We start from the raw sequence: 21,461 nt of genomic DNA on the forward strand, positions 1-21,461 counted from the left end.
TGATTTTCAGCGTGGTGGTTGATGGTTTATGGAACGACTTTGCCGAGTAAAACCTTCGGCCCGACAATGGCCGGCTTCTGGTCATAACCCAGCTCGGCCAGGAGCTTGCCCGTGGCGCGGACCAAGGCATTGAATGTCGGACGCTTTTTGGATGAGCGCAGCGTCTGGGCGAGCGCGTAGGTGAACGCGCCGTACGAAATCACGCCGTGGCGGTACTCATACGACAGTTGGGATTCGCCACAGGCGTACATGAGGATCGGCAGAAAAGGGCCATCGTGTTTGTAAGCGATGCGACGTCTGTTGTAGAGCTTGTCGTCGTACCCGCGTACCGCGATGGCCTGGCCGACCCGGCGAATGCCGTCGCGATTGCTCACGGTGTTGGCGGCTTCTGCCTTCTGCGCGTTCTTGCGCGCCTCTTTCACCCAATCGCGCTCGACCCACATCTGCAGACTGGCCTCCCAGCGCAGGGCGCGATGGCGGATGTCATCCGGTGGCGTCAACCCTCGGGCACGCCGCGCGCCTTCACGCGTCATGCCGCCCGAGTGGCAGCAATCGAAGATGGTTATGAACTGTGTGTTGTACGGCAGCTGGATGTACAGGTCGCGAAAGTCGTTGTCGACGATGGCGTGTTCCGGCGTCCAGTCGAAATCCCAGGGGCACAGACATTCATCGATGCGATCGGCCTCGCCGGCGGCATTGGTATTGGGAATCTGCGCACCGTGCCCTGAGTAGAACAGCACTCGGCGATCACCCGCTTGGGCGTCGTCGAGCAACCAGTGCAGGCGATCGCGAATGCCGGCGGTGGTGGCGCGGTCATCGAGCACGACGCGGATGTCATCCGGAGAGAAGTTCGATTCTTGCAGCAATGAACTCATCAGGAACACGTCATTGACGCAACCCTCGAGCCGGTCCGAAGGGTTGGGATAGTTGTTGATCCCGATCAGCAACGCCTTGTCTCTCGAACGACGTGCGGTTTGTGCCTTTGGCACGGCCAGACCGAGTGATTTGTCGACGGCGAGCAAACGTTTGTCGAACCCCCTGGCGAGGCCGACCTGTAACAGCGGGCCCCAGACATTGGACCGGGTTTCGGGGTGACCGAGGTAGTACGTTGCATCGTGATTGAGCGCGTCGCCCGGTTTGTCGAAAGGCGTCATGACTTGAGTGAAGTTGGCATCGCGCAGGTACAGCGGTGCGGTAAACACATGATCGTGTTCGTTGTAGAGGTGGTACCACTTGTATGCCGTGTCAATGCCTTCGATACGTCCGCCGAACGTCTCGCGTACTGCGGGGTTGGCAATCTGCGAGCCGAACGTGATCAGCACGCGCTTGTTCATCAGCGACGGATCCCGACGGAACGTGTCATAGGCGACCAGTGTTCCGAGGCTGTGCGCACAGACGATATCCGGTTCTGAGTCGTTGATGCGCGTGGCGAGGTCTTTACGCAGCGTGGTTCGCAGCGCCTCGTCCGCGGTCCATTGCGCCACCATGCCGGCCGTCCAGCGCAGGCGATCAGGAAATTGCCCGATGCCGCGATCACGCCGGAACAGATCCCCGACTGAATGGATGACGGCGCTGGTCAGTAGACGCAGCGTCGCTTCGGCAATTTCCGGCGCGCCCAGACCGCTGGACGCAAAGCGCGCGTCATACTCGAAATAGTCCAGTTCGATCACCGCATTCGGCGCCACGCTCAGCACCGCCGTGGTAATCGACCGTTTCCAGGATTGCTCGAAACTCTCATCCGCTTCTTCATGGCCAATGCCATGCACGCACAGAATCTTGATCTTCATGTCCATTTCCTTGAAGTGATGTCTGCTGGCGTTATTTGCATGAACAAGCGGTTGTTGTCATCGGCTTGATAAGAGAACTAACTGCCTGTTGGTGCGTTGAGTTGAGCATATTCGATTAGCAAAATCCGACTGGGCTTTTTTATGATTAATTGGAATGAGTCAGTTGTTTTTAATTTAGAGCATTGCTATTGGGGTGAACTTCTAAGGTGCGGGTGAAGGCCTTGGGGTTCGGGGTGTTCAGAAAAGCGCGTCGGTACGGAGTGCTGATGTTGTTGAGGTTTAGCCTAGGTTGAAGGTGTCAGGTTTTATAAGTGTCTTGTTGGTGTTACACGTGCGAAGGAATTATCTAATGTGCAGCACTTATCTAATAAGACTGACTCAGAAGTTGTACCCCTCTTATTAAACTTCCGTGGCTGGAAACCCTCTCGGGATTCCCATTCAGCTTCACCATGCCCCCGTGCTGAAAACGCCGCGACTGTCGTGAAAACGACCTGTTTACGCTGAACGCGAACCTTCGCGACTTTTCTGTTGAACGACTGTTCAGCTTCGACTATGTTGATGGCCACCTCCCCGGCGGGTAGCGCGGGCTGGCGTTTCTTCAATTCGAACGAGGCACTGGCATGCGGTTTTCACCTTTTGTTGAGCGGATTTCAGGCGACGGTGTCGCCGCCTGGGATATTCACAATGCAGCCTTTGAAGCCCAGCGCCGTGGCGAGGATGTGATCATTCTCAGCGTCGGTGACCCGGATTTCCCCACACCCGATTTCATCACCGATGCCGCCATCGAAGCGCTGCGCGAGGGTGACACTCACTACACCGAGATCGCCGGTCGCCAGGCCTTGCGCGAAGCCATCGCCAACCGCTACAGCCCATTGTTCGGCCGTGAGGTGCAAGCGCCGAACGTGATCGTCGCGGCCGGGGCGCAGAACGCGTTGTTCATCACCTCGATGTGCCTGCTCAACACGGGCGATGAAGTGATTGCCCTGGACCCGATGTACGTGACGTACGAGGCCACCCTCAAGGCCTCCGGCGCCACGCTGGTGCGGGTGCCGTGCTCGGCGGATTGCGGATTCAGGCTCGATGCCGCCGTGTTGGCCAAGGCCATCACCCCGCGCACCCGGGCGATTTTCTTCTCCAACCCGAACAACCCCACCGGCGTGGTGCTCAACCGCGAAGAGCTGCAAGCCATCGCCGACCTCGCCATCGAACATGACCTGTGGGTGGTGGCCGACGAAGTCTACGAAAGCCTCGCCTTCGAACGCGAACACCTCAGCCTCGCGGCGTTGCCGGGCATGGCCGAGCGCTGCGTGGTGGTCGGCAGTCTGTCGAAATCCCATGCCATGACCGGCTGGCGGATCGGCTGGATCGTCGCCAACGAAGCCTTGATCGCCCACGCGGAAACCCTGGTGCTGAGCATGCTCTATGGCTTGCCGGGGTTTGTCATGGAAGCGGCGCTGAAAGCGGTGCAGGCCCACGAAGACGTGACCCACGGCATGCGCGACATCTATCGCCGTCGGCGTGATCTGGTGGTCACGAGTCTGTCCAACTGCCCGGGCATTTCAGTGCTCAACCCCGATGCCGGCATGTTCGTGTTGATGGACGTGCGTGACACCGGGCTGACTTCGCTGGAGTTCGCCTGGCGCCTGTTGCGCGAGGCGCGCGTGTCGGTCCTCGATGCGGCGGCGTTTGGCGAGCCGGCGCAAGGCTTTGTGCGGCTCTCGTTCACCCTCGGAGAAGAGCGGTTGGCCCAGGCCTGTCAGCGTATTCGCGATTTTGTCCTGGTGCTGAAAGGTGAGGCGCCACGACCGGTGCTCAGTCGCGTCACCTGCGAAGCCACCGTTGTCCCCGTCACGTCCAAGACCATGATCGAAGTCGATGGCCTGCACAAACGCTTCGGCAATATCGAAGTGCTCAAGGGCGTCTCGCTGACGGCCCGCGAAGGCGATGTGATCTCCCTGATCGGCGCCAGCGGCTCGGGCAAAAGTACCTTGCTGCGCTGCATCAACATGCTCGAAGTGCCGGACCAGGGACGCATTCTGGTGGACGGCGAAAGCATCAAGCTCAACCACGACCGTCCCGGCGCGCCACTGGTGTCCGACGCCAAACAGCTGGTGCGGATCCGTTCGAGCCTGGGCATGGTGTTCCAGAACTTTAACCTCTGGCCCCATCGCACGGTGCTGGAAAACCTCATCGAAGCGCCGACCCAGGTCCTGCGTGAAAGCCGTGCCGAAGCCACTGAACGGGCTGAAGCCTTGCTGGAACGCGTGGGGCTTGCGGCCAAGCGCAACGAGTACCCGGCGTTTCTCTCCGGGGGGCAGCAACAACGGGTGGCCATCGCCCGGGCCCTGGCCATGCGGCCCAAGGTCATGCTGTTCGATGAACCCACCTCGGCACTCGACCCGGAACTGGTCGGCGAAGTGCTGCGGGTGATCCGCTCCCTCGCGGAAGAAGGCCGGACCATGATCCTGGTGACCCATGAAATGGCCTTTGCCCGCGATGTGTCTTCCCAAGTCGCCTACTTGCACCAAGGGCTGATCGAGGAAACCGGTTCGCCGGATGAAGTGTTCGTACACCCACGCAGTGAACGTTGCCGACAGTTCGTCAACGCACATCAGACTCGCTAAAACATCATAAAAAGACGGGGAAAAATCATGGGAAATCGACGTTTGGCAAACTGGTTTACCGGCGCGGCCTGCTTGCTGCTGGCTGGCATGAGCGCGGCGCAGGCGCAACCGATCAGGTTCGCGGTCGCGGCCGAACCCTATCCGCCGTACACCGAGAAACAGGCCAACGGTGAGTGGAAGGGCTTCGAAGTCGACCTGATCCACAAGCTGTGCAGCGAGATGAAAGCCGAGTGTGAAATCAAGGAAGTGGCGTGGGACGGCATCATTCCTTCGTTGCTGGCGAAGAAGATCGACGTGATTTTTTCCTCGATGTCGGTGACTGAAGAACGGGAAAAACAGATCGCCTTCAGCAAGGCTTACTACGATTCGGTGATCGCGATTGTCGGGCCGAAGGACGCGTCTGTTAAGAAGTACCCGGATGACCTGAAGGGCAAAACCATTGGGGTGCAGAACTCCACGGTGAGCGCCAGTTACCTGAAGACGTACTACGAAAAAATTGCCGACGTGAAGTATTACGACACCCAGGACTCGGCCAACGCCGACCTGATTGCCGGTCGTATCGACCTGATGATGGCGGACGGCACGGCCATGGCGGCCTTCGTCCAGACCCCGGATGCCAAGGACCTGGCCTACCTCGGCGCAGTGCCTTACGACCCGATTTTTGGCAAAGGCGTGGGCGCCGGTTTGCGCAAGGACGACACCGAGCTCAAGGCCAAACTCGACACGGCGATCAAGACCTTGCTGGCGAGCAAGGACTATGACGACCTGTCCCAACACTACTTCGGCACCAGCGTGAAACCGGCGTTCTGATAGAGATCCTGTGGCCGATGCAAAACCCTGTGGGCGCGAGCAAGCTCGCGCCCACAAGGTCCGGTGGTGCTTTAACGGGAGAGTGAAATGCCGGCAATGTTCGATTTGATCAATTTCAGCGAACAAGGATGGGGCAGTGCGCTGTTGAAAGGGCTCTGGATGACCCTGCAGATTTCCGCCGGGGCGTTTGTGCTCGGGCTCCTGATCGGGCTGGTGGTGGCTTGCCTCAAGCTGGGCGCGCCGAAACCGATCGCGGCACTGATGCGCAGTTACACCACGTTATTCCGTGCGGTTCCGGAGTTGTTGCTGATCCTGCTGCTGTACTACGTCGGTTCGATGCTGCTCAATTCGCTGATGGCGCAGATGGGCTACGACACGGTGAATGTCAGCGGTCCGCTGGCGGCGATTGTGGTGCTGGGGCTGGTGCAGGGCGCGTACGCCTCGGAGATTTTCCGGGCGGCGATCCAGGCCATTCCGTTCGGTCAGATCGAGGCAGGCAAAGCGTTCGGCTTGAGCGGCTTCGGCCTGTTCCGACGGGTCACGCTGCCGATCATGGCGCCTTACGCCATGGCCGGGATGGCCAACCTGTGGATCAACCTGATCAAGGACAGCGCATTGATCAGCGTGGTCGGCACCAACGAGTTGCTGTACACCGCCAAGCAAGGCGCGGGCTCGACGCGTCACTACCTGTTGTTCTACCTCACCGCCGCGGCGATGTATTACGCCGTGACGCTGGTGTCCAACTACCTGTCGGGACGGCTTGAGCGACGCATCCGTCGCTGGATGCCTTTGGCTGAGTGAATGAAATGATTCCAGCGTGGATAGTTGAATACGCGGCGCTGTTGGGCCGGGGGCTGCAAACGACCATCACCATTTTGTTGATTTCCAGCGTGTTCGGTTATGCGCTCGCAGTGCTGGTGGCGCTGGCCCGGATCTCGAAAAACAAAGTGATCGCCAAGGTCAGCCTGTTCTATACCAGCGTGACGCGCGGTACGCCGTTGCTGATCCAGATCTACATCTTCTACTACGGCCTCGGCAGCCTGTTTGCGCAGTTCCCGTTGATCCGCGGCAGCTTCCTCTGGCCATACCTGCGCGACGGTTACTGGTACATCGTGTTTGCCTTGGTGGTGTCGGTAGGGGCCTATGTCGGCGAAGTGATTCGCGGCGGGTTGCTGGCGGTGCCCAAAGGGGAAATGGAAGCGGCGTCGGCGTTTGGCATGACCCCGCGCCAGTCGTTGCTGCGGGTGCGTTTGCCCAGGGCGTTGCGTCTGCTGTTGCCGACCCTGGCCGGGGAGACCGTGATGCTGCTGAAGTCCACCGCACTGGCCTCGACCATTGCGATTGTCGATCTGTTGGGCGCCGCCAACGTGGTGCGGGCGCAAACGCTGCAAGTCTATCAACCGTTGCTGTTGGTGGCCGGCGTGTATGTCTGCCTGACGTTCATGATCGAAGCGCTGTTTGCCTTTGCCGAACGGCGCGGGACACCCGTGCGCAGGTCGGTGTAATGAGTACGCCAAGGATGGTTGACCGGTCGTTGCAAGGCATTGGCCTGTGCACCTTGGGTTATACGTTCCTGGCCCTGCAGGACGCCGCCATCAAGTGGCTGGTGGCGGATTATTCGGTGGTCAGCATTCTGTTCTGGCGCGCCCTTGTGGTGGTCCTGGCCTGCCTGCTGGCCGGGCATTTGCGTTTGGTCCAGCGCGCCTGGCGCTCGCCGAGCCGACGCTTGCTGGTGGTGCGCGGGTTGTTGTCAATTGTTGCCTGGGTGCTGTATTACACGGCGGCCCGGGACCTGACCCTGGCGGAAATGACCACGCTGTATTTTTCCGCACCGATCATGGTTACGGTGCTGGCGGCGGTGATTCTCAAGGAACGCGCCAGCGGCTGGCAGTGGCTCAGCCTGATCATCGGTTTTGTTGGTGTGATCATCGCCTGCCGCCCGAGCAACCTGGTCGATCCGGTGCCGGTGGTGCTGACGTTGTTGGCGGCGATGTGCTGGGCGTTCACCTACATCCAGTTGCGCCAGGTGGATGAGCAGACGTCCGTGCTCGAACAGATGTTGATCACCAACGTGGTGTTTGTGATTTGCATGGCAGTGGCGTTGCCCTGGACCTACACACCCGCACCCACCCCCGCGTGGCTCGGGATGCTCGGCGCCGGGCTGGTCGGCGGCATCGGCCAGTTTCTGCTGTTTGCCAGTTTTCAGCGGGCCACGGCCACGTTGCTCGCACCGTTCGAATACACCGGGCTGATCTGGGCGTTCCTCTTGTCGAGCCTGATCTGGGGCACGCTGATGGACGTGTCGCTGATGGTCGGTGCCGGGCTGATCGCCGTCAGCGGCACCCTGGCGATGATCTTCGGCCGTCACCCCTCACAGGACGTCGTCGGTGCTGAATGCTCCGTGTCGCAGCCCCTTTATCCAGCAGCGACAGATGTGGAGGCCGTTGGCGGGGCTGAAGGTTTCGGGGTTCAGGCACCACTCGATCCAGAGACCATCGAGCATCGCCGATAAACCGATGGCGGCCAGGCGCGTGTCGTGGATCACGAAGCCTTCGCTGGCCGCCATGTCATCCAGCAGTTGGCGGAGCAGGTCGAGGTAGGCTCGGTAGCTTTTTTCGTGGGATTGGCTGACGTGTTCTGAGTGCCGGATCAGGCTCCAGAACACCACCCAGACCCCAAGCAATTGCGGGTCCATGACCCGAGGCGAGAAGGAACCGGTGAGGAACGCGTCCATCTTCTGCGCGGGCGTGCCGGCCTGCTGGATCTCCTGGAGCAGGGCGGTGGTCAGCTCGCTGGCGATCTTTTGATAGGTGTCGGCAATCAACGCATCGATGCTGCCGAAATGGTGATTGAGCAACCCCACGGACACCCCGGCCTCGGTGGCGATGCGGCGCACGGAAATGCCGGCGTGACCGTCGCGCACCAGGCAGCGCAGGGTGGCGGCCACCAGCATTTCGCGACGCTCGTCCGGTTCAGCGCGGCGGTTTTTTGTGGAAGGGACTGTCACAAGGATTCCTTGGGTGTGTTGCCTGGTTGGCGAGCTTAGTTGAACGTGCGTTCAATCTCCAGTTCGGCCTTGGCAACGTGTCGGTTTTTAACGTTCGTGACGCGGGAGGACAAGCAGATGGCGCAGGATGTTTCGTTCAGTGTTCGCAACAACAACGGTGACTCGGTGCAGGTCGGCGCGTGGCGCTACGACGGCCATGGCAGCGGCCCGACCGTACACCTCCAGGCCGGGGTGCATGCGGATGAAATCGCCGGGATGCTGGTGTTGCATCTGCTGATGCAGAAGCTTGAGGTCGCCCAGGCCCAGGGGCGGCTCAACGGCCGCGTGACGGTGGTGCCGCAAGCCAATCCGCTGGGCATCGGGCAGTTTCGCCAAGGACGCCTTCTCGGTCGCTTTCATGAGGCTACCGGGCATAACTTCAACCGCGGGTTCGACCAGTCGGCCGCCATGGCCCAACCCTCGACCAACGTCCAGGAATGGCAAAAAAAACTGGTGCAGCTCGCGGCCCCGGCGGACGTGATGCTCGACCTGCACACCGATGACGAAGCAATGCCCTACCTCTACGTCCACCGCCGTTTCTGGCCCCGTGGTCGTGAATTGGCCGCCGCGATGAAAATGGACGTGGCGATCATCTGGGATGACGGCGGCGATGGCTCTTTCGAAGAGACCCTCATTGCGCCATGGCTGCGCGACGGCGTCACCGACCAACGCATGGCGGCGACACTGGAGTTGCGCGGGCAAGGCGACGTCAGCGACCGGTTTGCCGAGCAGGACGCCGAAGGGTTGTACGTCTGGCTATGCGGCTGCGGGGTCATCGATGAGGCGCAGGCACCCGCTGACTGGCCCGTCGAGGCGATGGAAATGGGCCACATGGAAACCATTCTGGCGCCGCAGCCCGGCGTGTTGATCTTTGAAAAAGAATTGGGGGATTTCGTCGAAGAAGGGCAGCGCTTTGCGCGGATTCTGCGGCGGCCGGGCGATCCATCGTCCGAGATGGTTTTGGTCGCCGAGCAAGCGGGGCGCATGGTCACCCGTTATCGCGATCGGCTGGTGCCGCAGGGCACGGTGGTGGCGAAATTCACCGGCAGCCGGGTATCGCGCAACTGGAGCGGCGGGTTGCTCGATCCGAACTAGCAGAGCGCAGCCGTCATTCATGAAGGCTGCGCCCGCGGCTCAGGGCTTGAGGTCCGCCAGTTGTTCCAGCAAGTCTGCCGAAGGGATGAAAAACAAGCCGCCAGTGGAGGCAGTGCGCAAATCCAGCAAGCGGACATAATTGCCCGGTGGTCGGCCGACAATCATGTTCTCCAGCATCTGTTCAAGGGGATCGGGCGAACGGGCGTAGCCGATGAAGTACGTGCCAAACTCGCCCGCACCCGGACTGCCAAAGGGCATATTGTCGCGCAGGATCTTCACTTCTTCGCCGCCCTTGGTATCGTGGTCAAGGCACTGTGTGAACGCGGCGCTGTTTGAGACGATGGCCAGACACATGGGCGTCGAGACAGACAAGTTGGCGGCGCTTGAAATCGATGACCCTTATAAAGCGGTGGCGGTTGACGTGGCGGCACTGAAGGCCAATCCGAACCTGCCGGGTGGTTTCACGGTGACGGGGCTGGTGTACGACGTGACGACCGGACTGATCGAAACGGTGGTTCCTTCCGGGTTGCTGCGCCCCGATTAAATGAGATGGATGTAAACTGCGCGCCTGATACGCAACAGCCCCTTTTCACCTCAAGCGCGAGATCCTCATGGCTAACCAAGACATCACGTTCATCCCTGATCCAGACCAGGACTCCATCTCCTCCGACGTTGCCGGTTTTGGTGGGCTGCTGGTCTCCACTCAGATCCCTACCCGCGCCGACGGCAGTCTGGAACTGGGTGGCATCGTCGAGCAGAGCGAATGCACGCTGCAAGCGCTCAAGTCAGCACTGGAAGGGGCTGGCAGTTCGATGGATCGGGTGTTGCACCTGACCATCTACCTCACCGACATGGCTGATCGTGCCGCGTTCAACGAGGTCTACAAGCGTTTCTTCGCCAAGCCGTGGCCGGTTCGCGCCGCTGTGGGCGTGGCCGCTTTGGCGGTCGAAGGCATGCGTGTGGAAGTCACCGCAATGGCGGCCAAGGGCTGAATTATTGAGCGGGATTGGAGCCTGTAGCGCACCAATCCCGCTCAATGTTTACGGCTGGGTTGGCAGCGGCGGGGTGCGCGGCGGGATCAAGCGTTTGCTCCCGGTGGCTTCAAACGCCGACGCCAGGCGCAGCAGCGACGAATCGTCATAGGCGCGACCGGCGAACGTCAGCCCGACAGGCATGCCGATGTCCGGCATCACGCCCATCGGCACCGTGACCGTCGGAACGCCGAGGTGGCGGATGGCGAGGTTGCCGTTGGCGACCCAAATGCCATTGCTCCACGCAATGTCCGCAGACGCAGGATCGACATCGGCGTTCGCCGGGCCCACGTCGGCGACGGTCGGGAACAGCACCGCGTCCAGTCCCAGGCGATCCATCCATTGCTCAAGATCGATACGCCGCGTGTGTTCAAGCCCGCGCAAGCCATCAGGCACGGTGGTGATCTCGTTCCACGGCGTAATGCCGCGTTCAGCCATCCGCACATATTCGTCCATGCCGGCCGCCAGATCGCCCTCGCGGTTGGGCAGCGTGCCGGGGTCGTGGGGGAAAATCAGCGGCCCGTCGACGTCAACCAGGCGATTCAGTTTGGGATCGCCATTGGCCTGAAGGAAATCATCGAACGCCCAGGCCGTCAGGTCCCACAATTCGTGGTGCAGGAACTCCTTGGAGACGATGCCGCGATTGAACACGGTCGGTGCCCCCGGACGGTCGCCTTCGCAGTTGGAGACCAGCGGGAAATCGACTTCGACGACTTCAGCGCCGGCGGCTTCGAGGGCCTTGCGAGCCGCTTCCCATAGACCGATTACCGAGGCGCGGGTGTTGATGCGCTGCCCGGTCGGCCCGCCGATACCCGGCGCCTCGCTGGTGCCGGCTTCAAGATCTTTGTTGATGTACATGCGCGGCACGCCGAAACGCTTGCCGGCGAGAGCCTCAGGTTGTGCGGCCAGGTCATGATAGGAAGCGGGGCGCACCGAGGAGACACTGGGAATCGGCACCCAGGGTTGCATCCGCCACAGATCGCCGCGGGTGTCCGGGTCTTCGGCCACGACAATGTCGAGCACCTCAAGCAGGTCCGCCATGGTCCGGGCGAACGGCACGACCACGTCCATGGTCGGTGTCAGCGGCCAGTTACCGCGCACCGAAATCACCCCGCGCGAGGGCGTGTAGGCGCACAAGCCATTGTTCGATGCTGGGCCGCGCCCACTCGACCAGGTTTCTTCCGCAAGGCCGAACGCGGCGAAACTGGCAGCAGTTGCGGTGCCGGCACCGTTCGACGAACCCGAAGCGAAAGGCGCGGTAAGGTAGTCCGCGTTGTACGGGCTCTCGGCACGACCATAGACCCCGCGCTGCATACCGCCGTTGGCCATGGGCGGCATGTTGGTCTTGCCCAGGCAGATGGCACCGGCACCGCGCAGGCGTTCGATGGTGAACGCATCGCGATAGGCAATCAGATTGGCGAAGGCCGGGCTTCCGGAGGCGGCGGTCAGCCCCTTCACCAGATAGCTGTCCTTGGCCGTGTAGGGGATGCCGTCGAGCGGGCCCAGCGTTTCGCCTTTGGCCCGACGGGCATCCGACGCTTGCGCTTCCTTGAGCGCGTCGGGGTTGCGAACCACCACCGCGTTGAGGGCGGTAGGGGTGTCGGCGCCGTCGTAGGCATCGATCCTGGCGAGATAAGCCTCTACCAACTCGACCGCCGTGGTCTGGCCGGATTCAAGCGCAGCACGCAGTTGCGCAATGGAAACCTCAGTGACTTCAATCATGCTGTGACCGCCGGCGGCTGATGGGAGACGTGGGATTCAGGGGCATCACTTATCTGAAAATGGGGGTTCATATCGATTCTCGTTGCACTGCATGACGCGGGGCAGGGGCTGGACGGGTGACCTGAGCGTTGCATTTTGGCATTAAGCCGGTGGCAGAGGAAACGCTGTGCGCAGATCGTGCCGGACGGGGGCGCCGTCAGTCAGTGACGCTCGAGCGGTGGGCGAGCGACAACTATCATGAGGCGGGTCAAAACCATCATGAAGCAGGTGATCACTGTATGAAGAAGGACGAGCCCGTTGCACAGGCTGCCGTGACGCAGGACGCCTCGGCGTTGATAGACGACAGAATCAAGGAACTGGGCGATTGGCGGGGCGAGATGCTCGGTCACATTCGAACGTTGATCCGTCAGGCCGATCCCGAGGTGGTCGAGGAATGGAAGTGGCGGGGCGTGCCGGTCTGGTCTCACGCCGGGATCCTGTGCACCGGGGAGACCTACAAAAGCGTGGTCAAAATGACCTTCGCCCAAGGCGCCGCGCTGGAGGATCCGGCAGGGCTGTTCAATGCCAGCCTGGAAGGCAATACCCGACGTGCCATTGATGTGCATGAGGGCGAAAAGCTCGATGAAAAGGCGTTGAAGGCACTGATCAAGTCCGCCGTGGCGCTCAACCTGTCGCGGGCGGCCGCTCGGCGTAAACCGGTCAAGTGAGCACAAATCGGGAGAACACCAGCGCAATTTTTTGTGGGTAGTACCAATTGGCCATCACCTCCGTTAGAGTGTGCGCCGCCCGAGAGACGGATCCCGGGCACATTCTCATGGAGTTTTTCAGTGAAGGACCTCAGTAAAGTTGTCGCGGTTGCTCTGTTCGGTCTGGTTTTGGCGGGTTGCACCGGTGCCCCGATGAACACCCAGCATTATGACGCCAGCCAATACACCGTCCTCGGCCACAGCGAAGCATCCGCTACCGGCCTGTTGCTGTTTGGTGTGATCCCGATCCGGCAGAACAGCCGTTTTGTTCGCGCGCAAGACGCGGCGATCAAAGCCAAGGGCGGCGACGCGATGATCAACACCCAAGTGCAGGAAAACTGGTTCTGGGCCTGGGTCCTGACCGGTTACACCACCAAAATCTCCGGTGATGTGGTCAAGCTGAAAAACGTTCAGTAAGCGCAGAGTCCTGCTGATAGGTGGGGGGGCGTTGACGAAGAAGCCCGCACAAGGCGGGCTTCGGATTTCGAGTAGGTGGCCAGTGCTGGTTTCTGGCTTACAAGGTTTATCAGGACTCTGACAGAACAGTGTTATGTACTTCTGCTTCACACGGCGTAAGGGCTGGATCTCAGCGCGGAGATCTTTCTAACCGTGTACCCTTCGGGACGTGCCCCACGTCTCCTTGCTATCCGCTTGCGCATCAGTCTGCGTCTTCACCTACACCTTCAGAATAGCAAAGCATGCGCAGTGTAAAGCGCGCTCTTTAGACCGATTTCGTCCTGTGAAAAACACGGCAGGACGGAAAACTGCTATCGGCACGGCCCACCCCGAAAGGCAGGCTGTTCCAGCGGGCCGGATCACACCAGATTGATCTCGACATCGATGTTGCCACGGGTCGCCTTGGAGTACGGGCAGGTTTGATGAGCCGCGTCCACCACGGCGCGGGCGACGGCTGGATCCAGGCCTGGAAGGCTGACATTGAGGCGTGCCTGGAGGAAAAAAGCGTTATCGGTTTTGCCCAGGTCGATTTCGGTATCCACGGCCACGTCGCTCGGAAGTGTCACGTTCAATGCGACCGCCGCTTTACCCATCGCACCGATAAAACACGCCGACCAACCCGCCGCCAGCAACTGTTCCGGATTGGTGCCGCTGCCCGACGAACCGGGCGGGGACAGCTTGATGTCCAGGCGTGCGTCCGAACTTTTGGACTGGCCGTCACGGCCACCGGTGGTGTGGGTTTTGCCGGTGTACAGCACAGTGTCGATTTGATGGATCATGGCAAGTTCCTGCTGAGGGTATAGGGCTTGTGTGTTCAGGTCGCGGGTTCAGGGAAGTCCTTGCGACGTGGCGCACTTTTGCACCCTCATGTCGTGCGTGTGTGTCTGGAACCGGCCGTTGTGTATCGCTGTGTAAGATCGCCGGCGAACATACAGATCGATACAATTCTGCCCGTCGGAATCGCATCTGATAGGCTTCTGCGCCAGACAATTCCCACTTTCAGGCGCACTCAATGTTCAACATTCGTGTCATGACCCTGGACGATTACGAGACCGTCATCGAACTGATGCGGCGCACGCCCGGCGTCTCGCTGCGTGACGCAGACTCGCGTGAATCCACTGCCCGCTATCTGGAACGCAACCCCGGGTTGAGCTTTGTGGCGCAAGTCGACGGTGTGGTGTGCGGTTGCATCATGTCGGGCCACGACGGGCGTCGAGGGTACTTGCAGCACCTGATTGTCGAGCCGGCGTTTCGGCGTCAGGGCATTGCGAATGCGTTGGTGGAGCGTTGCCTGTCGAGTCTTGAGCCACTCGGTATCCTCAAGTGCCATCTCGATGTGTTCAAGACCAATGAGGCGGCGGCCCGCTATTGGCAACGTCAGGGCTGGACGCTGCGGACGGATATCGATCGGTACTCGTTTACCCGGTCGGGCAATACGAACGCCTGACCGAGTAAGAACGACACCGTCCTGTAGCAGGCTTCGCCAGCTGCTAGGCTCTCACTTAGCGCCCCTAAGCCGCTCACGTCATCGTTGGGTCGCCGGGAGCCTAAAATGAAATGCGCATTTCTGACGTTCATAGCCCTACTCACCTGCTCATCGGCCATGGCATCACCGCCAGATGGAGAAGTACTTTTTCAAGATAACTGTGTTGGTTGTCACGGGCCTCGAGGCGCGGGAGGATCGGCGCCCAAGCTGGCCGGAGATGCCAGTGAGTGGAAATCAAAAGTATTCGAGCGCGCCGTGCTGAGCGGTATCGACGACCATGGGAAGCCTCTGAAGGCGCCAATGCCGCATTGGGCTAGCGCTAGCTTCACGTCTGACAACGGTGTAAAGCCAAGCAAACTTGAAATTGATGCCATTCAGAAATACCTGCATCAGCAACAGTAGTGTGTTTGCTTCGACCGAATGCTTTCGTTTCGGCGACATGTTTTTCACGCAGTGCTCACAGACTGGAGCGCAGATTACCCTTGCTCCTTTGAAAAATCCCCATTTGGCCCGCCCGCATGCGGGCCATTTTTTTGGCTGCGCGGGCCATCGCAAAAACTCATTTAGCACTGGCGGCTACCGGTTATGAAGGGACGCTTTAGGGGGTGGATTCAACCGGTCGATTCAACAGTTTGGCTAAATCGTTCAGCGGTCTACCGATCATGAGTCTCGTGGGTTTGGCAGTTCTGATTAACACGCAAACCGCTTTTCTGCCTGAAGAGGTCAACTGTTTGACATTCCTACGGTCAGCCATCCCCAGCTCACTCCTCCAACCCCGCCCGCCGCAGTCCCTCCGTAAACCGTGCAAGGTCCTCCGCACGCTGAATAGGCAGCCAATCCCTCAGATTAGAAACCCGCAACAACGGATCCAGCGCTCGCAGGTGCTGCATGGCCTGCTTCGCTTTGTCCATGCGTCCGCTGAGCGCGTAACTGGCCGCCACCAAGGCCACCGGGGCCAGCAGATTGGGCAGGTTGCCCAAGGCTTTTTCCGCCCATTGCGTAGCGAGGTCGAAGCGGCCGGCGAAGAAGTGCGCGAGCGACATCCCAATCTGCATCCTGAACATTTCGGGGTCCACCGGACTCAAGCGAACGGCATGGGTCAAGTCCTTGATGGCGCCTTCAGTTTCACCGCGCAGCGCGCGCAAGACGCCGCCCAGGAACCAGGCGGGGGCGAGGTTAGGGTTGAGCAGGCGTGCCCTGTCGAGCAGCGCTATGCCCCCATCGACATCACCGGCCAGATGAGCAAGCGCATGTCCGCCGCGCGTCAACGCGACGGCATCGTCGCGTCCGAGTGTCACCGCCAGGCGCGCAAGCCGCGTGCCTTCGGCGATTTCGGCAGGCCGGTCGCTCATCCAGCCATTGAGCTTGCGCCAGAAGTGGCACCAGGCGGCCATGCCATAGGCTGAGGCGAATTCGGGGTCGAGTTCTATGGCTGTGTTGAACATCGGCAGGGCATCTGCGATGGCTTCGCGGGTGCCGCTGTGCAGTTTTGCCATGGCCCTCAAGTAATAATCGTAGGCGTCCAGGCTTTCGGTGGGTTTGCGTTTGGCGCGTTCGATTTCTGCCCGTTCCAGTTGCGGCGCGATGGCACCCACGACACTTTCGGCGATTTGATCCTGCAACTCGAAGATGTCGTCGATCAGGCCTTCGAAGCGTTCCGCCCAGAGGTGCGTGCCACTGGTCGCGTCGATGAGTTGCCCGGTGATGCGCACCTTGTTCCCGCACTTGCGCACGCTGCCTTCGAGCACGTAGCGAACGCCCAGCGTCTGACCTATGCCCTGGATGTCCACCGCCTGACCTTTGTAGGTGAAGCTCGAGTTGCGCGCGATGACGAACAGCCAGCGGATCCTTGAAAGGGCGACGATGATGTCCTCTACCACGCCGTCGGCGAAGTATTCCTGCTCTGGATCGCCGCTCAGATTCTGGAAGGGCAAGACCGTAATCGACGGTTTGTCCGGGAGAAGCAGCGCAGAGGAGGGCGTTTGCCTGGAGGCCGCGTGTTCGTCGACGCCAGGGTGTCGTGCTTGCTCGCTGTTGTCGACGTTGATGTGCCCGACGAAGCGGTAACCCTTACGGGCAATTGTGCGGACAAGGCGCTGCTCTTCGCCCGTATCGCCGATGGCTTTACGCACCGCATTGATGTGGCTGGTGATCGTCGACTCCGAGACGATCCGGCCGCTCCACACGGCTTTGAGCAAGTCGTCCTTGCTGACAACGCAATCGCGGTTGCACATCAGGTACAGCAATAGATCGAAAGTCTGTGGCCCGACGGCCACGACTTGCCCACGCAAGGTCAATTCCCGGCGCTCTTGATCGAGCACGAAGTCTTCAAACGCGAATTGCAACGTGGGCGTCCCCTGGCAAAGCGCCTTCAACTCCGTGTCCCAGGCTGCTGGTGATATTTAGTTGAGATTGATAATACGGCAGCTCGAAACCCGTTGCATGGTCCACGGTGACGATGGACGAATAACCACTGCTTTGGACGCAAATCCAAGCGTTCATGAAGGTAAATCCAAGCCCGCTGCAAGGACTTGCCGCGTGCGCGCATGCAATCTCTCTACACCGACGCAATGGTTGCCGTCGACACGTGGAGAACAGCCATGAAGATCGTAGTTATCGGAGGCTCCGGCCTCATCGGATCGAAACTTGTGAACACCCTTCGCGAGCGCGGCCACGACGCGGTCGCCGCCAGCCCCAGCACGGGCGTGAACAGCATCACCCGCGAAGGCCTGGCCGCAGCGATGGATGGTACTGACATCGTTGTGGACGTGGCGAACGCGCCGTCGTGGGAAGACCAGGCCGTGCTTGATTTTTTCGAAACATCGACGCGTAACCTGCTGGCCGCCGAAGCGGCCGCCGGGGTTCGTCATCACGTAGCCCTGTCGATCGTCGGTAGCGAACGCCTTCCCGACAGCGGTTATTTTCGGGCCAAGGTCGCGCAGGAAAACCTGATCAAGGCATCCGGCATTCCTTACACCCTCCTGCGTGCCACGCAGTTCTTCGAGTTTGTCGAAGGCATCGTCCAGTCGTTCGCTGTCGGCGAGGAGTTTTGTGTCTCGCCGGCGCTGATCCAGCCGATAGCGTCCGACGATGTGGTGGCGGCGCTGGCCGATGTGGTGCTGGCAGCACCGGTCAATGGCACGGTTGAAGTGGGTGGCCCGGAAGCGATGCCGATCGACGAACTCGCCAGGCGTTTTCTGCGGGCGACTGGGGACAGCCGCAAGGTCCTGCCGGACGTGCACGCCCGTTACTTCGGCGCCGTGCTCGACGATCAATCGCTGGTGCCTGGCAAGAATCCACGGCTGGGGGCGATCTGCTTCGAAGACTGGATCGCTCAATCGAAGGCCCGGTAACGGCCCGCACCCTCACATTCCCACCCACGAAGGAGCCATCCCATGGTTACTCGAATCCTGTTGGCCGCGGCCTTCGCAGTGCTATCGATCAGCGCAGCGTCCGCCGCTGAGCCGCCCCACGGCAAGGTGACGGTCGTGTTCGACCGTCCCATTCCCAATCTTCCAGGCAAGAGCATGAAAGGCGTCGTCGTCGAGTACGGGCCGGGCGCTGCGTCGCCGGCCCACACCCATCCAAAAACGGCCTTCATCTATGCAACGGTCCTGGAAGGCTCGTTTCGCATCAAGGTCAAAGGCGAACCGGAAAAGATCTACACCGTCGGCCAAAACTTCGTAGAGGAGCCGGGCTCCGTGCATGAGGTCAGCGCCAACGCCAGCGATGCCGAGCCTGCACGCCTGCTGGCAGTGTTCGTCCTCGACACCAACGAAAAGGAACTCGTCACACCGATCAAAAAATGAGCCGGTCAACGCGCTCATGAATGTTCGACAGCCGGGCGGCAGACTCTGCCGCCCGGCGGCAGCGGTTGTTCCAGGCACTGAACAGGAAATAAAAATATGAACTCGCTCCAGGACAATGCCGCCATTGGCGCTGACGCCGGCACTCCTGTTGTCATTGCGCCGCGAAGCAAGCGCCAGACCATCGGCAAACTGCTGTGCGTCGCTGCTGTAGGGGTTATGGTGGCCTGGGTGGTTATTGCATTTTCGAGTGGTGTGACCTCGACCGATAATGCCTATGTCCGCGGTGATGTTACGTCGCTCGCCGCCAAAGTCGGTGGCTATGTCACAGCGCTGGAGGTTGAGGATAATCAGACTGTACGGGCCGGTGACGTGCTGTTTCGTATCGATGAGCGCGACTATCGCGCCAGACTGGCGCAAGCGGAGGCCAATGTCAGCGCAGCCCGGGCACGCCTGACCCATGTCGATGCACAGATCCAGTTGCAACATGCGTTGATTCGACAGGCCGAAGCGCAACGCCGTTCGGCCACCGCCGAGATGAGCCTGGCGACCAAGACCCATGACCGCAGCCGCCAGTTGATCGTCAGCAACGCGGTCAGCCAGGCACTGGTCGATGAAACCGGCACCGCGCAATCCAGAGCCGAGGCGTCGGTTTCGGCTGCTTCGGCAACGGTCGAGGCGCAACAACAAAACATCGCCGTGTTCGTGGCCGAACGAGCGGCGGCCGAGGCGGCTGTGTCGCAAGCGCAGGCCGCGCGTGATCTCGCGCAGATCGATCTTGACCACACCGTGGTGCGTGCGCCGGTGGCGGGTGTTGTCGGCAACCGGCAGATTCGACTCGGCCGGTTCGTGACACCGGGCGTTGCCTTGCTCGACATCGTGCCGGTCAACGATGTATGGGTCGTGGCCAATTTCAAGGAAACCCAGCTCGAAACCCTCCATCCCGGCCAGCGTGTGCGTATCACGGTCGATGGCTATCCCGACCAGGCCATTGCCGGCGTGGTCGACAGTTTTGCACCGGGCAGTGGTTCGGCGTTCAGCTTGCTACCGCCCGACAACGCGACCGGTAACTTTGTGCGTGTCGTGCAGCGGGTTCCGGTAAAGATCCGCTTTGCCCACAACCCAATGCCGGGGCGCATCGTGCCGGGTCTGTCCGCGCGGGTTGAAGTGGCGAGCGGGGATGACTCATGAACACGACTGTCGCCACGCGCAGCCCTGTCAGTGCCACCTCCGGCGTGCTGCTCATGACGGGGATCGTGCTGGCCACGTTGACGGAAGCGATCGCCAGCACCGTTCTATCGCTCGGACGCGGCGACATTATCGGCGACACCTATGCCACGCCTGATGAGTTCGCCTGGCTGGACGTTGGCTACATCGCGCTAAAGCTGATCGGGTTCATGACCGCCCCGTGGCTGTTGAGCCGTTTCTATCCGCGTCATGTGATCACCGGCTCAACACTGTTAATGGGGCTGGCGTGCTGCATGGCCGCCATTACCGCTCAGTTGGACCTGCTGGTTGCGCTTCGCGTTATCCAGGGTTTCGCTGCGGGGATCCTGCTGGTCGGGGGGCAGGCGCTGATATTTCGCGCGTATACGCGGTCCTGGCAGCCAATCCTGCAAGCCCTGTTCGCCATGGGTTCGGTGGTCGCACCCGGGACGGTCGCGCCGGCCCTGCAAGGGTGGCTGATCGACAGCCAGTCCTGGACCTGGATTTTCTTCAGCGTGGTGCCGCTGGCCTTGGCGGCGTCCGGTCTTTTGCTCATCGCCGACCACCCGGTGCCTGCCAGTGCGCGACAACGCTCCTTCGACTGGCTCGGCTTCGCACTGATCGCTACGACGCTGTTCTGTTTCACCTACGTGCTCACTCAGGGCAGCCGCTGGGACTGGTTTGAGGAACCGCACATTCTGTTGCTGACGATGCTTGGCGGCGGCGCGTTGCTGGCATTTATCGGTCAGCAACTGTTGGTCAAAGGCCAGGGGCTGTTCGATTTCACCGTGTTCAAATCGAGCGAATTTACCTTTGCCTTTATCGTCAGTTTTGTCGCCGGTGCTGCGTTGTTCGGCAGCGCGTTCCTGATTCCGGCGTTTGCCCTGTCGGTGCTCGCGTTCACCCCGACCGAGGCCGGCCTGCTCTTGTTGCCCAGTAGCGGTTTTTTTATCGGTTCACTGTTTATCGCGGCCTTTCTCTTCAAAGTCCGCCACGTTCCCCCTGTGGCGACCGTGCCCTTTGGCATCCTGATGATCATGGGGGCCATGTGGATGCTGTCCGGTTCGACCAGCGAAAGCGGCACGGCCAGCATGATGACCGCCATCCTGCTACGAGGCCTGGGCCTTGGTTTTCTGTTTCTGTCGATCACGCTGATCGCCTTCAGCGACCTCAACAGCCGCAACCTCGCCTGTGGCATTGGCCTGTTCAACACAGGGCGGCAATTGGGGGGCTTGATGGGCGTCGCGGGGCTCCAGACGCTGATCGAGCATCACGTTGTCATCAATAGCGCGGTCCTTGGTGCCAACGTTACGCCAGGAGGGAACGCACTCATCGAACGGTTGACCACCACAGGTGCGATGCTGGCGGGAAAGGGCATGGACCCAGTCTCCGCCGGTCGTGCCGCGACGAGCCTGTTGGGCAAGGTCGTGACAGGGCAGGCTACTGTGATTGCTTTTGATACCGCGTTCTTCGCAGTCGCGATGCTCTTTGTCGTTGCTGCCCCTCTGTTGGTTATTCTCAAGATTGGACTGTCGCGATACGCGAAAGCGCCTGCGATGCGAGCCGTAGCCGAAGTCGAAAACGGCTAGTACGAGCTCACCCAGCGGCCTGAGGTGTACAAACCAGCCGACAAAAAAAAGCCGCCC

20 protein-coding genes and 2 pseudogenes are annotated in these 21,461 nt (G+C 60.6%); 16 read left to right on the top strand and 6 right to left on the bottom strand.

Annotated elements, in window-relative coordinates; translation table 11 throughout:
• Nucleotides 1-26 precede the first annotated feature (26 nt).
• Nucleotides 27-1,787: a caspase family protein gene (locus AB4N43_RS28305; protein ID WP_172825940.1), complete on the bottom strand. Its 1,761-nt coding sequence runs from the start codon at nt 1,785-1,787 to the stop codon at nt 27-29.
• Nucleotides 1,788-2,407: 620 nt separating this feature from the next.
• On the opposite strand from AB4N43_RS28305, the gene AB4N43_RS28310 reads away from it, so the two are divergent.
• The 5 genes from AB4N43_RS28310 (at nt 2,408) to AB4N43_RS28330 (ending at nt 7,733) form a co-directional block, all read left to right on the top strand.
• Complete coding sequence (locus tag AB4N43_RS28310; RefSeq protein ID WP_059182685.1) at nt 2,408-4,411, top strand: aminotransferase class I/II-fold pyridoxal phosphate-dependent enzyme; 2,004 nt, start codon at nt 2,408-2,410, stop codon at nt 4,409-4,411.
• Nucleotides 4,412-4,438: 27 nt separating this feature from the next.
• Entirely contained in the window at nt 4,439-5,221 is a 783-nt protein-coding gene (locus AB4N43_RS28315) for a transporter substrate-binding domain-containing protein (RefSeq protein ID WP_027924738.1), read from the top strand.
• 87 nt (nt 5,222-5,308) lie between these two features.
• On the top strand, nt 5,309-6,022 hold the full coding sequence (locus tag AB4N43_RS28320) for an ABC transporter permease (RefSeq protein ID WP_027924737.1): 714 nt from the start codon (nt 5,309-5,311) through the stop codon (nt 6,020-6,022).
• A gap of 5 nt (nt 6,023-6,027) precedes the next feature.
• Nucleotides 6,028-6,726, top strand: a complete 699-nt coding sequence (locus AB4N43_RS28325; protein WP_027924736.1) for an ABC transporter permease subunit — start codon at nt 6,028-6,030, stop codon at nt 6,724-6,726.
• Nucleotides 6,726-7,733 (top strand): DMT family transporter, encoded by a 1,008-nt coding sequence (locus AB4N43_RS28330; RefSeq protein WP_228758765.1) that lies wholly within the window; start codon nt 6,726-6,728, stop codon nt 7,731-7,733. Before AB4N43_RS28325 ends, AB4N43_RS28330 begins: the two co-directional genes overlap by 1 nt.
• On the opposite strand, the pseudogene AB4N43_RS28335 reads toward AB4N43_RS28330, so the two are convergent.
• A pseudogene (locus AB4N43_RS28335) lies at nt 7,689-8,174 on the bottom strand (TetR family transcriptional regulator C-terminal domain-containing protein); the annotation flags it as partial. The gene AB4N43_RS28330 and the pseudogene AB4N43_RS28335 overlap by 45 nt on opposite strands.
• A gap of 171 nt (nt 8,175-8,345) precedes the next feature.
• On the opposite strand from AB4N43_RS28335, the gene AB4N43_RS28340 reads away from it, so the two are divergent.
• Nucleotides 8,346-9,362 carry a M14 family metallopeptidase gene (locus AB4N43_RS28340; RefSeq protein WP_460152429.1) on the top strand — a complete coding sequence of 339 codons (1,017 nt, stop codon included), beginning with the start codon at nt 8,346-8,348 and terminating at the stop codon, nt 9,360-9,362.
• A 39-nt stretch (nt 9,363-9,401) separates the two neighbouring features.
• On the opposite strand, the pseudogene AB4N43_RS28345 reads toward AB4N43_RS28340, so the two are convergent.
• A pseudogene (locus tag AB4N43_RS28345) lies at nt 9,402-9,682 on the bottom strand (Dyp-type peroxidase); the annotation flags it as partial.
• A 32-nt stretch (nt 9,683-9,714) separates the two neighbouring features.
• Between AB4N43_RS28345 and AB4N43_RS28350 the strand changes: the two are divergent.
• Together AB4N43_RS28350 and AB4N43_RS28355 are read left to right on the top strand one after the other, a co-directional pair.
• Nucleotides 9,715-9,906 (top strand): carbonic anhydrase, encoded by a 192-nt coding sequence (locus AB4N43_RS28350; RefSeq protein ID WP_027924732.1) that lies wholly within the window; start codon nt 9,715-9,717, stop codon nt 9,904-9,906.
• A gap of 67 nt (nt 9,907-9,973) precedes the next feature.
• On the top strand, nt 9,974-10,354 hold the full coding sequence (locus AB4N43_RS28355) for a RidA family protein (protein WP_027924731.1): 381 nt from the start codon (nt 9,974-9,976) through the stop codon (nt 10,352-10,354).
• Between the two features lie 48 nt (nt 10,355-10,402).
• On the opposite strand, the gene AB4N43_RS28360 is transcribed toward AB4N43_RS28355, so the two are convergent.
• On the bottom strand, nt 10,403-12,115 hold the full coding sequence (locus AB4N43_RS28360; protein ID WP_059182689.1) for an amidase: 1,713 nt from the start codon (nt 12,113-12,115) through the stop codon (nt 10,403-10,405).
• A 278-nt stretch (nt 12,116-12,393) separates the two neighbouring features.
• Here AB4N43_RS28360 and AB4N43_RS28365 point away from each other — a divergent pair, with 278 nt between their 5' ends.
• Entirely contained in the window at nt 12,394-12,822 is a 429-nt protein-coding gene (locus AB4N43_RS28365) for a DUF1801 domain-containing protein (protein WP_027924729.1), read from the top strand.
• A gap of 120 nt (nt 12,823-12,942) precedes the next feature.
• A complete protein-coding gene (locus AB4N43_RS28370) occupies nt 12,943-13,278 on the top strand; it encodes a hypothetical protein (RefSeq protein WP_460152432.1) in 336 nt (111 codons plus the stop codon).
• Nucleotides 13,279-13,676: 398 nt separating this feature from the next.
• Here the strand turns inward: AB4N43_RS28370 and AB4N43_RS28375 are convergent, their stop codons facing one another.
• Nucleotides 13,677-14,096 carry an organic hydroperoxide resistance protein gene (locus AB4N43_RS28375; protein WP_460152433.1) on the bottom strand — a complete coding sequence of 140 codons (420 nt, stop codon included), beginning with the start codon at nt 14,094-14,096 and terminating at the stop codon, nt 13,677-13,679.
• 233 nt (nt 14,097-14,329) lie between these two features.
• Between AB4N43_RS28375 and AB4N43_RS28380 the strand changes: the two genes are divergently transcribed.
• Nucleotides 14,330-14,764 carry a GNAT family N-acetyltransferase gene (locus AB4N43_RS28380; protein ID WP_059182692.1) on the top strand — a complete coding sequence of 145 codons (435 nt, stop codon included), beginning with the start codon at nt 14,330-14,332 and terminating at the stop codon, nt 14,762-14,764.
• 105 nt (nt 14,765-14,869) lie between these two features.
• Complete coding sequence (locus AB4N43_RS28385) at nt 14,870-15,205, top strand: c-type cytochrome (RefSeq protein WP_194940297.1); 336 nt, start codon at nt 14,870-14,872, stop codon at nt 15,203-15,205.
• 359 nt (nt 15,206-15,564) lie between these two features.
• Here the strand turns inward: AB4N43_RS28385 and AB4N43_RS28390 are convergent, their stop codons facing one another.
• Entirely contained in the window at nt 15,565-17,148 is a 1,584-nt protein-coding gene (locus AB4N43_RS28390; protein ID WP_059182694.1) for a winged helix-turn-helix domain-containing tetratricopeptide repeat protein, read from the bottom strand.
• A gap of 255 nt (nt 17,149-17,403) precedes the next feature.
• Between AB4N43_RS28390 and AB4N43_RS28395 the strand changes: the two genes are divergently transcribed.
• The 4 genes from AB4N43_RS28395 (at nt 17,404) to AB4N43_RS28410 (ending at nt 21,404) form a co-directional block, all read left to right on the top strand.
• Nucleotides 17,404-18,156, top strand: a complete 753-nt coding sequence (locus AB4N43_RS28395) for an SDR family oxidoreductase (RefSeq protein WP_027924723.1) — start codon at nt 17,404-17,406, stop codon at nt 18,154-18,156.
• 42 nt (nt 18,157-18,198) lie between these two features.
• Nucleotides 18,199-18,612: a cupin domain-containing protein gene (locus tag AB4N43_RS28400; RefSeq protein ID WP_460152436.1), complete on the top strand. Its 414-nt coding sequence runs from the start codon at nt 18,199-18,201 to the stop codon at nt 18,610-18,612.
• Between the two features lie 96 nt (nt 18,613-18,708).
• Nucleotides 18,709-19,800, top strand: a complete 1,092-nt coding sequence (locus AB4N43_RS28405) for an HlyD family secretion protein (protein WP_410922702.1) — start codon at nt 18,709-18,711, stop codon at nt 19,798-19,800.
• Nucleotides 19,797-21,404, top strand: a complete 1,608-nt coding sequence (locus tag AB4N43_RS28410; RefSeq protein WP_059182696.1) for an MFS transporter — start codon at nt 19,797-19,799, stop codon at nt 21,402-21,404. The genes AB4N43_RS28405 and AB4N43_RS28410 overlap by 4 nt, the downstream gene beginning before the upstream one ends.
• The last annotated feature ends 57 nt before the right edge of the window (nt 21,405-21,461 follow it).

This window comes from Pseudomonas sp. S2_B07 (assembly GCF_054668435.1).

Coding starts and splice junctions, on each gene's coding strand:
- AB4N43_RS28410 (WP_059182696.1), top strand. CDS start 19,797: ATGAACACGACTGTCGCCACGCGCAGCCCTGTCAGTGCCACCTCCGGC.
- AB4N43_RS28385 (WP_194940297.1), top strand. CDS start 14,870: ATGAAATGCGCATTTCTGACGTTCATAGCCCTACTCACCTGCTCATCG.
- AB4N43_RS28400 (WP_460152436.1), top strand. CDS start 18,199: ATGGTTACTCGAATCCTGTTGGCCGCGGCCTTCGCAGTGCTATCGATC.
- AB4N43_RS28340 (WP_460152429.1), top strand. CDS start 8,346: ATGGCGCAGGATGTTTCGTTCAGTGTTCGCAACAACAACGGTGACTCG.
- AB4N43_RS28305 (WP_172825940.1), bottom strand. CDS start 1,787: ATGAAGATCAAGATTCTGTGCGTGCATGGCATTGGCCATGAAGAAGCG.
- AB4N43_RS28405 (WP_410922702.1), top strand. CDS start 18,709: ATGAACTCGCTCCAGGACAATGCCGCCATTGGCGCTGACGCCGGCACT.
- AB4N43_RS28330 (WP_228758765.1), top strand. CDS start 6,726: ATGAGTACGCCAAGGATGGTTGACCGGTCGTTGCAAGGCATTGGCCTG.
- AB4N43_RS28315 (WP_027924738.1), top strand. CDS start 4,439: ATGGGAAATCGACGTTTGGCAAACTGGTTTACCGGCGCGGCCTGCTTG.
- AB4N43_RS28325 (WP_027924736.1), top strand. CDS start 6,028: ATGATTCCAGCGTGGATAGTTGAATACGCGGCGCTGTTGGGCCGGGGG.
- AB4N43_RS28350 (WP_027924732.1), top strand. CDS start 9,715: ATGGGCGTCGAGACAGACAAGTTGGCGGCGCTTGAAATCGATGACCCT.
- AB4N43_RS28310 (WP_059182685.1), top strand. CDS start 2,408: ATGCGGTTTTCACCTTTTGTTGAGCGGATTTCAGGCGACGGTGTCGCC.
- AB4N43_RS28355 (WP_027924731.1), top strand. CDS start 9,974: ATGGCTAACCAAGACATCACGTTCATCCCTGATCCAGACCAGGACTCC.
- AB4N43_RS28365 (WP_027924729.1), top strand. CDS start 12,394: ATGAAGAAGGACGAGCCCGTTGCACAGGCTGCCGTGACGCAGGACGCC.
- AB4N43_RS28360 (WP_059182689.1), bottom strand. CDS start 12,115: ATGATTGAAGTCACTGAGGTTTCCATTGCGCAACTGCGTGCTGCGCTT.
- AB4N43_RS28395 (WP_027924723.1), top strand. CDS start 17,404: ATGAAGATCGTAGTTATCGGAGGCTCCGGCCTCATCGGATCGAAACTT.
- AB4N43_RS28375 (WP_460152433.1), bottom strand. CDS start 14,096: ATGATCCATCAAATCGACACTGTGCTGTACACCGGCAAAACCCACACC.
- AB4N43_RS28320 (WP_027924737.1), top strand. CDS start 5,309: ATGCCGGCAATGTTCGATTTGATCAATTTCAGCGAACAAGGATGGGGC.
- AB4N43_RS28380 (WP_059182692.1), top strand. CDS start 14,330: ATGTTCAACATTCGTGTCATGACCCTGGACGATTACGAGACCGTCATC.